Raw genomic sequence first — 14,083 nt, 5'->3', positions numbered from 1 at the left:
AATCATCAAGACTATTCAATTTCGGTTCATGAAAATCCGGTTCATTATATATTTCGGGATTAATGTACCATTGATCCAAAGAATGTAAAGTATGGTATACATGTTTCCATATTGGCATATCGCATAAAATAGTATCCATATCACATGTTTTTAATGTAATAGAAAAATTATAAAACATTAAATTCGTATGTTCAATAATAGTATTTATTAAAATATCGCTCATAAATTTTCTCCAATCTTATTAATGTAAATACTGTTGTGGCAGTCTTGCTGAATTCACATAAATTTGATTATTGTTGATTTTTTATTTAGGCTTTTACCTTATGTGTTAATTATATCATAATATAATCTTTTGGCTATAATAAAAACGCTTGGGAGAGAAATCCCAAGCGTAATTTTTCATCAAATTTTTGCGGTTGTGTCAAGACTGTTAAAAGTCCCGAAAACCTTTATTAGAGAGCCTCTGCGACAGCAACTGCACAAGCTACGGTAGCACCAACCATAGGGTTGTTACCCATACCGATAAGGCCCATCATCTCAACGTGAGCAGGAACTGATGAAGAACCTGCGAACTGTGCGTCTGAGTGCATACGACCCATTGTATCTGTCATACCGTATGATGCAGGACCTGCAGCCATATTATCAGGGTGAAGTGTACGGCCTGTACCACCACCTGAAGCAACTGAGAAGTACTTTTTGCCTGCTTCAAGTCTTTCCTTCTTATATGTGCCTGCAACAGGGTGCTGGAATCTTGTTGGGTTTGTTGAGTTACCTGTGATAGAAACATCAACATTCTCTTTCCACATGATTGCAACGCCTTCTGTTACATCGTTTGCACCGTAGCAGTTAACCTTTGCACGAAGACCGTCTGAATATGCCTTGCGGAATACTTCCTTAACTTCGCCGGTGTAGTAATCCATCTCGGTTTCAATATATGTGAAGCCGTTGATTCTTGCGATGATCTGTGCAGCGTCCTTGCCAAGACCGTTAAGGATAACACGGAGAGGCTTTTGTCTAACCTTGTTTGCCTTTTCAGCGATACCGATAGCACCCTCAGCGGCAGCGAATGATTCGTGACCTGCAAGGAATGCGAAGCACTCTGTTTCTTCTTCAAGGAGCATCTTGCCGAGGTTACCGTGGCCAAGACCAACTTTACGCTGATCAGCAACAGAACCCGGAATGCAGAATGACTGAAGACCCTCGCCGATAGCGGCAGCAGCTTCAGCAGCTGATTTTACGCCCTTTTTGATAGCGATTGCACAACCAACTGTGTATGCCCACTTTGCATTTTCAAAGCAGATTGGCTGAATGCCTTCAACGATTTTGTAAGGGTCAAAACCCTTAGCCTGGCAGATTTCTCTGCATTCTTCGATTGATTTAATATCGTATTTTTCAAGAACAGCAAGGATTTGCTTTTCTCTTCTTTCATATGATTCAAATAAAGCCATTATAATATCCTCCTACTCTTATTCTTTTCTTGGGTCGATAACCTTAACAGCGTCAGCAACACGGCCGTATTGACCCTGAGCCTTTTCAAATGCTGTGTTTGCATCGTCGCCTGCTTTGATGAAGTCCATCATCTTGCCGAAGTTAACGAACTTGTAGCCGATGATTTCATTGTCCTCATCAAGAGCAATGCCTGTTACATAACCGTCTGTCATTTCGAGGTAGCGAGGACCTGCCTTGCGAGTACCGTACATTGTACCAACCTGTGAACGAAGACCTTTACCGAGATCCTCAAGACCTGCACCGATTACCAAACCGTCATCAGAGAAAGCACTCTGTGTACGACCGTAAACGATTTGGAGGAAGAGTTCTCTCATTGCTGTATTGATAGCGTCACAAACAAGGTCTGTGTTGAGAGCTTCAAGAATTGTTCTGCCCGGAAGAATTTCTGATGCCATAGCAGCAGAGTGAGTCATACCCGAGCAACCGATTGTTTCTACAAGAGCTTCTTCGATTACGCCGTTTTTAACATTAAGTGTGAGCTTGCAAGTACCCTGCTGTGGAGCACACCAACCTACACCGTGTGTAAAGCCGGAAATATCCTTGATTTCCTTTGCCTTAACCCACTTTGCTTCTTCCGGGATAGGAGCAGCACCGTGAGCAACGCCCTGTGCTACAGGACACATTGTTTCAACTTCATGTGAATAAACCATTTTCTAAACTCCTTACTTTTAATTTAGAATAAATTTTTAAAATTTACCGTCTTTATTATACCCAATAAAAACGCTATGTTCAAGTAAAAATATTAATTAAAGCTATTTTTTGACAAATTATACACAAAATAGTCATATATGTGCTTTTTAATTATAAGTTTTTAGTATATACTTATTATAATATGGTTGAAAATACCTCTTTTCTGTGATATTATTATGATGTATTTTAATGCTTTGGTACAAAGCACAATTCTTTATTTGGGGAGAAATAGTATGACTAAAGATGAGCATAAGTTTTTGTTTTCGGTAATTATGCCGATTTACAATGTAGAGGATTATATAGAAGAAGCGATTTTGTCACTTGTCAATCAAACAATCGGGTTTGACAAAATTCAGCTTATTATGATTAATGACGGCTCTCCTGACAACAGCGAGGCAATCTGCCTTAAGTATAAGGAAATGTATCCGGATAATATTGTGTATCAAAAGATACCTAACGGCGGCGTAAGCAATGCAAGAAACACTGCGTTTCAATATGTTGATGCAAAATATATCACTTTCCTTGACCCTGATGACAAGTGGGAACTTTCGTCATTTGAAAATGCCTACAAGTTTTTTGAAGAACATTATGACGAGATTGATGTGCTTGCCGCAAGAATTCAGTTTTTTGAAGAAAATGAAGATTTTCATTCGCTCGATTACAAGTTTAAAAACGGCACAAGAGTTGCCGACCTTGAAAACAAGGAAGAATGGTTTTCCGTTCAGTCAACAGCCGCTACAACATTTATCAGAAGCGATGCACTCGGTGATGTAAGGTTTGACAGCAGATTAAAGTTTGGCGAGGACTCAACCTTTATCAACAAGATTATGCTCAAAAAGAAAAAGGTCGGCCTTATTTGTGAGGCACTTTATCTTTACAGACGCCGTAATGTAGGGGATTCAGCCGTTAACAATCAAACGCATGACAAATCGTTTTACATCAATTCGCTTGTTTATTATCATATGGAACTTATGAAATATTGCGAGGAGATGTACGGCGAGGTTATTCCTTATGTTCAGTCAATGGTTGCCTATGACCTTTATTGGAGAATCGGCCATGATTATTATCTTGAGGTCCTCGATGAGCAGGAGCAAAAGGAATATCTTGAAAGAGTTAAAATGCTCCTTGACAGAATTGACGATTACATTCTTCTCAACAATCCGAAGCATAAGACAATGTTTAAGAAAAATGAGGCTTTCAAAATTAAGTACGGCAAGACTTTGTTTGAACTCATAGATTTTGATGCCGAAACAGGCACGCTTCATTACAAAGATATGTGGTCGCTTTGTTTACCTAATCAAAAAGGTAAGGTGTGCAAAATCGCCGCTCTTGATATAAAAGACGATAAGCTTTTTGTTGATGTTTTTATTGCTCAATGGCTTTTCAGATGCACAAAGGACGGCGAAGTTAAGTTTAAACTTCGTTTTGGTGATCAGGAAGCAACCCCCGAACTTGTGCCTTACGACCCGTATAATGTGATGGGCAAATTAAATCATCCGAGTTATTATTATCTTTGCAAGTGTGAATTCAGCCTTAAAGGTGTAAAGGAAACCGAAATTTGCTTTAGACCGTACATTTCATACGGTGGCAACGAAACCTCTGTTTCAATGACTTACAGCAAATTTATTTCTACAAGGAGTCTTTTCAGTCCTTCGTATAAGGTCTACGATAAATATGTTGTAAGAAGTATGCGTAAGGCAATTAAGGTTTCCGTTCCTAAAGACCTTAAAGCTTATGTGGAAAATGCCGAAAAGGCATGTGTTGATTATCTTAAAGAAATCGGCAGAGATGACCTTGCCGAAATAAGAGCAGGCTTTCCGAAGTTTAAAAAAGAGCAGGAGAAAAAGGGCAGTGTTTGGCTTTTCTCCGACAGAATCGATAACGCCGGTGACAGCGGTGAGGTTGTGTTTAAGTATATTTGCAACAACACTCCGCACGGTGTAAGACCGATATTTACAATCGGCAGAGCGGCAAGCGATGAGGTTAAAAACCGCCTTGAAGCAATCGGCGAGGTTGTGTATTTTGAGGATACCGAGTTTAAGTATTACTTTCTCCTTGCCGACAAAATTGTTTCATCAAGTGCCGGTGAATTTACCATCAATGCGTTTGAGGATGACAGGCAGTATTTTGTTGATATGTATCACTTCGATTTTTACTTTATGAATCACGGTGTAAACTGCGGTGACTGTTCCGGCTGGCTCAATCATTACAATAAAAACATTAAGATTTTCTTTAACACGGGTGTAAATGAGCGTCAGGCAATTATTGACGGTAGATATAATATGACTGCCGACCAATGTGTAATTACGGGACTTCCTCGTTTTGACGCACTTTATGATGACAAAAAGAAGCAACTCCTTGTTCTTCCGTCTTGGAGAAGGAGCATAAAGGGCGCTTATGATGATAAAACCTCGAGCGTTTATTATGACGGCTTTGTAAATACGGATTATTATAAGTTCTATAACGGACTTATCAATGATGAGCGTTTGCTTGCAAAGATGAGAGAAAAGGGCTACACCGGTTTGTTCTGCCTTCATCCTATTTTCAGGAAGCAGGCTGTTGATTTTAAGAAAAATGATGTTTTTGCAATCAATGAAGGCTTTATCAATTACAATAAGGTTTTTGCCGAATCATCGGTTATGGTAACAGACTATTCAACCATTGCATTTGACTTTGCTTATCTCAAAAAACCTATTGTTTATACTCAGTTTGATAAGGAAGAGTTTTACGAAAATCAAACTTATGACAAGGGCTTCTTTGAATACGAAAGAGACGGTTTCGGTCCTGTTTGTTATGACTTGGACAGTGCGGTTGACGCACTTATCAAGATTATTGACAAGGATTGCGAAAACGATTATATCGACAGAGTAACAAATTTCTTTGTCAACCTTGACAAGAACAATTCAAAGCGAGTTATAGATGCCGTTTTGGCAGACAGTAAAAAAGAAGAAAAGCCGTCATTTTTCAAACGACTTTTCTCTAAAATATAAGGATATAGTATGAATGTAGTTGTAATTCTTGCGAGCGGTGTCGGCTCACGCTTTGGCTCAAATGTGCCAAAGCAGTTCCATAAAATAAACGGCAAAATGGTAATTGAATATGTTGTTGACGCTATTTTTGAGGCAAAAACCGTTGATAAGGTTTTGATTGTTACAAATATTGAGGCAAACAAAAGCTATCTTACAAATCTTGCGGCTGATGACAGAGTTGATTTTGTAAACGGCGGCGAAACACGCAATTATTCGCTTGTCAATGCACTTCAATACATCAATGACAATTATGATTGCGACAAGGTTATTGTTTGCGATGCGGTTCGTCCGATGATTACGGGTGAACTTATGGATAAGTATTTTGCTTTTCTTGATGATAATGCAGCAGTGGTAACCGCTCAGGCGATTACCGATTCGCTCGGATGTTATGATATTCAAAAGGTTTACCGTGACAGGTATTATCTTATGCAGTCGCCGGAGGGCTTTGCTTTCAAACTGCTTTATGATAATTTTGACCCTGAGAGCAAACTCACAGAAGTGACCCAGCAGTTGCCTGAAAACAGCAAAATCAAGCTTTATTTTGATTTTAACAATAACTTTAAGCTTACTTATCCTGCGGACTTAAAATATCTTGAAGCACTTATCAATGCAAGGGATAATAATGTTGACTACAAGGATATTTTTAACAGTGTAAGCAGACTTAACAGATATTTGTTTGAAAATTATCCGTCGCAAACAAAGAATTGGACCCGTCGCCTTGAAAAGGAAATTCCTAATCTTCTCAAAAAGTGGCAGATAACCGATTACAGGGTTGTAAAAACTTCGCATTTCGGCATTATCTTTTTGGCAAAAAGCATTAAATACGGCGATTGTGTTTTGAAGATGATTCCGCCGTTTATCGACAGATACGAGCCTGAGAGAAGCTGTTATCAAACTTTGCCGGCAACATTTATGTGCGAACTTTATGATTATGACGATACCTGTTCGGCAATTCTTATGCAGCAAATGGACAGCGACTTGCCGCAATTTGACAAAAATGATACCACTGTTTTGGATTTTTTTGAGAAGGCACTTAACAGTTACAAGGATATAAAAATCAGTGAAAATGATATTCACAAGTTCCATAATTATTCCGATATTTTGCACGGCAAGCTTGACGAAAACAAGTTTTCTTACCGCAACGAAGAAATTATGCAGCTTGTAACTCAAGCCAATGAGCTGTATGATGAAGTATTTGCTAACGATGAATTTTGCCTTGTACACGGCGATATGCACAGGTACAATATTATGAAGAGCGATGAACTTATTACGGCAATCGACCCGATTGGTTATATTGCACCGCTTGAACTTGATATTGTTCGATTTATCGGCACAGAACTTACCGATACAACCGAAGATGTGCAAAAGAAAAAAGCCGAGCTTGTGGAATACTTTGCTCCGCTTTCATCAAAGGAGAGGATAGAATCGCTCCTGTTTGTTGATATGGTTTTCAGGCTTCACAACAGCCTTTTTGAAAATGACACATTTGAACTTACAGATAAGTGGCTGTCAATATTAAAATAAATTAACAACGCTCCGAAGAACATTATCTCGGAGCGTTTTGTTGACATAAATTTACAAATAATATATAATTGCTGTGGACAAAGGAAACTATCGATTAACGGTAGGCGGTTAGCCCTCTTTGCAAGAGGGCAGTGCCCTCTATTTTTGTTTAGGGGGTGAAGCTATGGAATATGCAGTGATAATTACTCTTGTACTTATTTTAGCAATAACATTGGCAGTAAAAGAATAACCGCCCTATAATCCGCGAAAATTAAGGGCGATTATTTCGATCTTATATGACAAGCGGCTAACCGTCTATCCGACAAGCCCTTTGTCTGTTTTTATATTATCATAGCAATTTCTTTTTGTCAATAGGTGACCGATTAGAGTACGGTTGCTTTTTTTATTTTCCCCATTTGTTGATGATGTTTTGCACTTTATCGGGGTAGTGCGTGGTGATATTGTCTGCATTGTTTATAAGAGTGCGTTTAATTTGGTATTTTCTGTCCACAGTCCAGATCGAGAGTTTGTAGCCGTTTTTGTGGAGCAGATTTGACAGAGTTCGTGATGCGTACTTGTAATTGCAGTTTATGCCGACTGCACCTGTTTTTTCAAGCATATCAATTATTTTTTGCTGATATTCTTCGGTAAAAATATTGATTCTGCTTGGCATATAATTGACATAATATTCAATTCCCGGGCAGTTTTCCTTGACCTTGTCGGCTTGGAAAACTTCAATTCCCGTGAGCACAACACGGTCGGTCAAGCCGTAATCAACAATTAAATCATGCAGGGTTTTGAGAACTCTCGTTTCTCTTATGTCGAGATTCAAACGCATATTTGTTTGCTTAACCCTTTTAAATGCGGCTGAAATTTCCGTTCCGTCCGAATTTGTGTTGATGATGTCGTTGCTCATAACAACAATTCCGTTAGGCCGTTGCCGAACCTCTATTTCAAACGATTCGTCACCGTGTTCGATTGCCGCCTCAAGCGATTTCATCGAATTGTCGGGAGTGTCGTATGCACCCGTGTGTGCCGTTATGGTGAAGCCGTCAACAAAAGTCAGCTTTCGCTCGTCATAGGTTTTGTTAAAGGCATAAGACACAACTCCCGCAACCATCGAAACGCTGATAATAAAAGCTACAACCTGATAGCTGAATCGTTTTGCCCATGTGGGTGTCATATTCCGTTTTAAAAATCGCTTGAATTTTTCTATTCGCTTTTTGCGTTTTTCTTTTTTGGTCATATATTCACCCTGTCGGAATATCAAACCGCCTGCATTTTTGCCGGCGGTTTTGTGTGATTGATGTAATCTTATTTATTTCCCGAATAGTTTGGTGCTTCTTTGGTGATGTAAACATCGTGCGGATGTGATTCAACAAGACCTGCACCTGTAATTCTGATGAACTGTGCGTTTTGGCGGAGTTCCTCGATTGTGTGGCAACCTACATAACCCATACCCGAACGCAAGCCGCCCATCATTTGATAGATGGTGTCTGAAACTGCTCCCTTGTAAGGAACACGACCTTCAACGCCTTCAGGAACAAATTTCTTTGAACCCTTTTGGAAGTATCTGTCGGCAGAGCCGTGATTCATAGCACCGAGAGAGCCCATACCACGGTATACCTTGAATTGACGGCCTTGGTAAATTTCTGTTTCGCCCGGAGCTTCGTCACAACCTGCAACAAGTGAGCCGACCATAACAACGCTGCCGCCTGCGGCAAGTGCCTTAACAATTTCGCCCGAATACTTGATACCGCCGTCTGCAATTACAGGCACGCCGTACTTGTCAGCCATAGCAGCCGAATCGTAAATAGCTGTAATCTGCGGTACACCGATACCTGCAACAATACGGGTTGTGCAGATAGAACCCGGACCGATACCGATTTTAACAGCGTCCGCACCTGCTTTGATGAGAGCTTCGGTAGCTTCTGCTGTTGCAACATTACCTGCGATGAGTGATACATCAGGGAACGCTTCCTTAACCTTGGATACATTTCTGATGATGTTTTCGGAGTGACCGTGAGCCGAGTCAAGAACAAATGCGTCAACGCCTGCTTCGTAAAGAGCCTGTGCACGGATAAGCACATCATCTGTTACACCGAGAGCAGCCGCACAAAGGAGTCTGTCCTTGCTGTCACGGGCTGTGTTTGGATATTTAACGGCTTTTTCAATGTCCTTGATTGTTACAAGACCTGTGAGCTTGCCGTTTTCGTCAATAAGAGGAAGTTTTTCAACCTTTGACTTCATCAAGATGTTTTTTGCTTCTTCAAGAGTTGTGCCTGCAACTGCTGTGATAAGCTCTTCTTTCGGAGTCATAACGGTAGAGATTTTTACGCTGTAATCTTGGATAAAACGAAGGTCACGGTTTGTAAGAATACCTACAAGAGTGCCGTCGTCCTCACAAATCGGAACACCGCTGATTTTGTACTTGCCCATCAACATATCTGCGTCTTTTACGCTGTGATGAGGGGAGAGGTAAAACGGATTTAGGATAACACCGTTTTCGCTTCTTTTAACCTTGTCAACCTCGGTAGCCTGTTCTTCGATAGTCATATTTTTGTGGATAACACCGATACCGCCTTCACGGGCAATGGCAATAGCCATTCTTGATTCGGTTACAGTGTCCATAGCCGCAGTCATAAGCGGAATGTTAAGACTGATGTCTTTTGTAAGCTTTGTCTTGAGCGACACACCGTCAGGAGTTACATCGGATTTTGCAGGAATAAGCAAAACATCGTCAAATGTAAGTCCTTCTTTTACAAATTTTTCACCGTATTCTTTCATAACAACCTCCTATAAATTATAATATTTGAATATTTAAACTATCATACCATTTTAAAGGTATTAAATCAAGAGTTTTTTATTTCTCTGCCGCTTCAACGATTTTTGCAACGGTTTCTTCAACCGTGTTGCTGTCGCAGTCTATAACAACATCTGCCCACTTTTGGTACATAGGCAGTCTTTCGTTGTACATATCTTTGAGCGAACTGCCTTTTCTTACAACTACTCCTCGTGTGGTGATGTTTTTTATTCTGTCAACCATGTTGTCGTAGCTGAGGTTTAGGAAAATTATCTTGCCGCTTTTTTTGAGGTGCTGCATTGATTTGTCGCTGTAAACAACGCTTCCGCCGGTTGCAACAACCGTTGCGTTTATGTCAAGTGACAAAATTGTGCGTTCCTCCGCTTTCAAAAAATATTCAATGCCGTTTTCGTCAATGATGTCCTGAAGTTTCTTTTCTTCAAGACCCTGAAACAGCAGGTCCGTGTCAAAAAAATTTTTCAGCAGAGCCTTGGCAGCAAGTACGCCGCATGTACTTTTGCCGCTGCCGGGCATGCCGATTAAAATTATATTTTCTTTGTTCATTATTTAAGTCCAACCTTTTTGCAGTTATATTCCATAGGGCAGATGTCACACTTCGGCTTTCTTGCCGAGCATATATCTCTGCCGAAAAGTACTATCCTGTGACAGAAATCCGAGCCTTCTTCACTCGGTATTATTTTTTTGAGAGCAAACTCGATTTTCTTCGGGTCTTTTTCGGTTACAAGACCTATTCGGTTTGCAATTCTTATCATATGCGTGTCAACAACTATTGACTCCTTGCCGTAAACATCGCCGACAATGAGGTTTGCCGTTTTTCTGCCCACACCGTTAAGTGTGATTAAGTCGTCAATATTGTCGGGCACAACTCCGCCAAAGCGGTCACGCACGCCTTTTGCCATATCAATTATGGAAGCCGCCTTGCTTTTGTAAAATCCGCAGGAACGGATAATTTCTTCAATGTCCTTGACATCGGCGTTGCAATAGTCGTCAAGCGTTTTGTACTTGGCAAACAGTGCGGGGGTGACGAGGTTTACTCTTGCGTCCGTGCATTGTGCCGACAGCCTGACTGCTACCAAAAGTTCAAACGGGTTTGAAGAATTGAGCGAGCAAATCGCTTCGGGATATTCTTTTTTTAGAACCTCTATTGCATTTTGTGCTCTTTCTTTTTTTGTCATTTGTTGCCCTTTATTTTGTCCCAATATTCCTTGTGTGCCTGTTCGTTTTTGTTGGCACCGTATTCGTAGTATTTTGTGTTTTTCAATTTGTCGGGCAAATACTGTTGTTCAACCCAATGATTCGGGAACGGGTGAGGATAAATATAGTTTTGCCCCTTAATCTTGGCGTCTTCGCCGTCAAAATGCTTGTTTTGAAGTTGCCGCGGAATAGGCCCAAAATTGCCTTTTTTTACATCCGCCATTGCTGCGTTTATCGCTTCATAGGCACTGTTTGATTTTGGCGACTCGGCAACAAGAATGACTGCATTTGCAAGCGGAATTCTCGCCTCCGGCAAACCGACCATCATTGCCGCGTCAACCGCCGCCTTGACAATCGGAATAATTTGCGGATATGCAAGCCCCACATCTTCACAGGCACACACCATAAGCCGTCTGCATGCCGATGGCAAATCTCCGGCTTCAAGCAATCTTGCAAGGTAGTGAAGTGCGGCATTTGTGTCCGAACCCCTCATACTTTTTTGGTATGCCGATACAATGTCGTAGTGCTCGTCGCCGTCTTTGTCGTATCGCATGGCGGATTTTTGCGTCAGCTCCTCTGCGGTTTCAATGCTTACGGCTTTTACACCGTCAAGCGTCGGCGTTGCAAAGTAGCAATTTTCCACGCTGTTGAGTGCTTTGCGTACATCACCGCCGCAACCTTGTGCGATTTTTTTAACCACATCGTCGGAGTAGGTGATTTTGAGGTTGTTTTCTTCCTCCAAAAACTTAAAACCTCGCTCAACTGCGGGGATAATATCCGTATAATTGAGCGCCTTAAATTCAAATACCGTAGAACGGGAGAGTATAGCCGAATACACATAAAAATACGGATTTTCGGTGGTGGAGGCAATAAGTGTTATCTTGCCGTTTTCTATGTATTCAAGAAGCGATTGTTGTTGGCGTTTGTTGAAATACTGTATTTCGTCAAGATAAAGCAAAATTCCGTTTGGTGCGGAAAAAGTGCCTATTTCAGCCACAATGTCCTTGATGTCTTGCGTTGATGCGGATGTGCCGTTGAGTTTTCTTAACGCACGCTTTGTTTTGTTTGCTATGATTGAGGCGACCGTTGTTTTGCCTACACCCGACGGTCCGTAGAATATCAGGTTCGGTATGTCGCCGTTTTGTATCATATTGTAAAGTGCTTTGTCGGGGGAGAGCAGATGCTTTTGCCCAACAACATCTTCAAGTTCGGTTGGTCTTATTCTGTCTGCCAACGGTTTATTCATCTGTTTTCTCCTTTGAAAAAACACAGCCGCAGAAGTTCTGTCTGTACAGGCTGTATTCTTTGCTTAGTTCGATAGAACGCTTGTAGCCCTCTTTCTTTTTGAAGTCGGACGGTAACCATTTTATGCCGTATTTTTCCGCAACTTCAAAGCCTATTTGGTTAATTTTTTGGCTGTTTTTCAGCGGACTGATTGAAAGGGTTGTGCAAAAATAATCAAATCCTTGCTCTTTTGCAAGTTTTGCTGTGCTTTCAAGTCGCATACGATAGCATCTGAAGCAACGCTCACCGCCTTCGGGAATGTCCTCGTAGCCTTTTGCAATGCTTAAAAAGTCGTTGTAGTCATATTCTCCGAGCACCAATTTGATTGGGTGTTTTGCCGGTAATTCGTCAATCAGCCTTTTTTGCTCGGCAAATCTTTTGTCAAATTCTTCTTTCGGTGAAATGTTGGGATTGAAGTAGTACACCGTGATGTCAAAGTAATTGCTCAGATATTCAAGCGTATAGCTTGAGCACGGTGCACAGCAGGAATGCAAAAATAGTTTCGGCACTTCGCCGTTTAAGTTATCGATTATTTTGTCTAATTCTTTTTGAAAGTTAATTTTGTTCATTTTATTTGCTGAGATACGGTCCCGAATTTACTTTGTTGCCGTCAATGATAAGCTCAAAGTGGCAGTGCGGACCCGTTGAGTTGCCTGTTGAACCGCCTCTTGCGATTTGCTGGCCTTTTTTAACGGTTTGACCCGTGCTTACAAGAAGCTGTGAATTGTGGGCGTAAAGTGTTACGATTTTTCTGCCGAGATTATCCGTGCCGTGATAAATCATAACATATTTGCCGTATGAATAATTGAGTTCTCTTGTTTTGATAACAATACCTTTTTGTGCGGCAACAACCTTTGAACCGACAGGGTAAGGATAGTCCGTGCCGGTGTGTGCCTTGCCGGAGCTGTAGTGACCGAAGCCGCAGGAAATTGCGTAATGTCCCGGAGCGGGATAGGTTAAATTGAGCACAGCCGCCGAGTTGTAATACAGCGGGGAAGTGCCGTTGTCGGTAGAGGTGGTTTGCTTGTTGCCGTCCTTTTCGGATTTTACCGCCGTTGTTGCTTCTTCGGGAGCTTTAAGACCGCTTAAAACGCTGTTGATTTCGCTGTCAACCTGTTTCAAAAGTTCTTCATCTTCGTATTTGTATTCGCTGTACATTTGAGTTTTCTGAGCGTATTCGGCAAGAAGTGAGTCGCTCTCGGCTCTGTCTTGTGCAAGTATGATTTTTTTCTGTGCAATCTCAGCCTGCTTGCTTTCAATTCCGTCACGCTCTTTTTCAATGATGGCGGTTTTTTCGTCAAGCACGGCTTTGCTGCTTTCAAGCACGGCTTTTTGTTCAGATATTTTTTTGTTTTTTTCGGTTATTTGTTTTGTCTTTTTCTTTGCTTCTTTAAGCAATGCCGTGTCGGATTTTGAAACCGCTTTAATCATTTCGTATCTTGAAAGCAGTTGGCTTATATCCTTGCTTGTAAGCAGAGCCACCAAAATACTGTCCGAGCCCGATATGTACATTGCCCTCATTCGCATACAATATGCGTTGTATGTTTTTTGAAAAGATTTGTTGAGCTTTTCAAGTTCCTTGTTTTGGGCGTTGTATTCTTTTTTTACAACCTTAATCGCTTTTTTAAGTTCTTTTGTTTCTTTTTTTAATCCGCTGATTTTTGCTCTTGCAGTTGAGATTTGATTGTCAAGCACGCTCAAATCCTGGTTCATATATCCGATTTTTTCATCAAGCGAATTGATGTATTCTTCGGTTGCTTTTTGGTCTGCCTGATACTTTGCGAGTTTTTCTTCACTTTCCTTGAGCTTTGCCTCAAGGTCGGTTTTTTGTTGATTCAGTGCCGCCTCGGGTGATTGCGTAACCGCTTCGCCTTTTTCGTTTGTTACTACGGTTTTTCCGCTTGTGTCGGTAACTGCCTGAGTGCCTTGCTGAGCCGTGGTTTGTGCGGTTGTTGTTTCATCTGCATATGCGGTAACACAGGTTGCCGACAGCATGCTCATTGATATTAATATTGCGATTGATTTTTTTATAATCGGTTTCAAATTGAAA

11 protein-coding genes and 1 pseudogene are annotated in these 14,083 nt (G+C 41.0%); 2 read left to right on the top strand and 10 right to left on the bottom strand.

What is annotated here, in order from left to right:
- The 3 genes and pseudogenes from Q0E08_RS08630 to Q0E08_RS08620 form a co-directional block, all read right to left on the bottom strand.
- Positions 1-223: pseudogene (locus tag Q0E08_RS08630) on the bottom strand (hypothetical protein); the annotation flags it as partial.
- A 229-nt stretch (positions 224-452) separates the two neighbouring features.
- On the bottom strand, positions 453-1,448 hold the full coding sequence (locus tag Q0E08_RS08625) for a GGGtGRT protein (protein ID WP_177663409.1): 996 nt from the start codon (positions 1,446-1,448) through the stop codon (positions 453-455).
- A gap of 18 nt (positions 1,449-1,466) precedes the next feature.
- Entirely contained in the window at positions 1,467-2,159 is a 693-nt protein-coding gene (locus tag Q0E08_RS08620) for an iron-sulfur cluster assembly scaffold protein (RefSeq protein ID WP_177663410.1), read from the bottom strand.
- A gap of 273 nt (positions 2,160-2,432) precedes the next feature.
- Between Q0E08_RS08620 and Q0E08_RS08615 the strand changes: the two genes are divergently transcribed.
- Together Q0E08_RS08615 and Q0E08_RS08610 are read left to right on the top strand one after the other, a co-directional pair.
- Positions 2,433-5,189, top strand: coding sequence for a CDP-glycerol glycerophosphotransferase family protein (locus Q0E08_RS08615; RefSeq protein ID WP_294778704.1), 2,757 nt, complete (start codon positions 2,433-2,435; stop codon positions 5,187-5,189).
- 9 nt (positions 5,190-5,198) lie between these two features.
- Positions 5,199-6,752 (top strand): 2-C-methyl-D-erythritol 4-phosphate cytidylyltransferase, encoded by a 1,554-nt coding sequence (locus tag Q0E08_RS08610; RefSeq protein WP_294778703.1) that lies wholly within the window; start codon positions 5,199-5,201, stop codon positions 6,750-6,752.
- A 382-nt stretch (positions 6,753-7,134) separates the two neighbouring features.
- Here the strand turns inward: Q0E08_RS08610 and Q0E08_RS08605 are convergent, their stop codons facing one another.
- The 7 genes from Q0E08_RS08605 to Q0E08_RS08575 form a co-directional block, all read right to left on the bottom strand.
- Positions 7,135-7,977 (bottom strand): glycerophosphodiester phosphodiesterase, encoded by an 843-nt coding sequence (locus Q0E08_RS08605; protein ID WP_294778702.1) that lies wholly within the window; start codon positions 7,975-7,977, stop codon positions 7,135-7,137.
- A 68-nt stretch (positions 7,978-8,045) separates the two neighbouring features.
- Positions 8,046-9,518: an IMP dehydrogenase gene (guaB, locus tag Q0E08_RS08600; protein ID WP_294778701.1), complete on the bottom strand. Its 1,473-nt coding sequence runs from the start codon at positions 9,516-9,518 to the stop codon at positions 8,046-8,048.
- A gap of 76 nt (positions 9,519-9,594) precedes the next feature.
- Positions 9,595-10,098, bottom strand: a complete 504-nt coding sequence (locus Q0E08_RS08595; protein ID WP_294778700.1) for a shikimate kinase — start codon at positions 10,096-10,098, stop codon at positions 9,595-9,597.
- Positions 10,098-10,730: an endonuclease III gene (gene nth, locus Q0E08_RS08590; protein WP_294778699.1), complete on the bottom strand. Its 633-nt coding sequence runs from the start codon at positions 10,728-10,730 to the stop codon at positions 10,098-10,100. Before nth ends, Q0E08_RS08595 begins: the two co-directional genes overlap by 1 nt.
- Positions 10,727-11,995: a replication-associated recombination protein A gene (locus Q0E08_RS08585; protein WP_294778698.1), complete on the bottom strand. Its 1,269-nt coding sequence runs from the start codon at positions 11,993-11,995 to the stop codon at positions 10,727-10,729. Before Q0E08_RS08585 ends, nth begins: the two co-directional genes overlap by 4 nt.
- The gene (locus Q0E08_RS08580; protein WP_294778697.1) at positions 11,988-12,602 is read right to left on the bottom strand and encodes an epoxyqueuosine reductase QueH; all 615 of its coding nucleotides are present in this window, start codon (positions 12,600-12,602) and stop codon (positions 11,988-11,990) included. Before Q0E08_RS08580 ends, Q0E08_RS08585 begins: the two co-directional genes overlap by 8 nt.
- A 1-nt stretch (position 12,603) precedes the next feature.
- A complete protein-coding gene (locus Q0E08_RS08575; protein WP_294778696.1) occupies positions 12,604-14,076 on the bottom strand; it encodes a murein hydrolase activator EnvC in 1,473 nt (490 codons plus the stop codon).
- Positions 14,077-14,083 lie beyond the last annotated feature (7 nt).

Source organism: uncultured Eubacterium sp. (assembly GCF_934561735.1).
GTDB lineage: Bacteria > Bacillota > Clostridia > Oscillospirales > Acutalibacteraceae > Eubacterium_R.
Note: the sequence above shows the minus strand (reverse complement) of the source record. Positions and strands in the feature narration are given on the sequence as shown.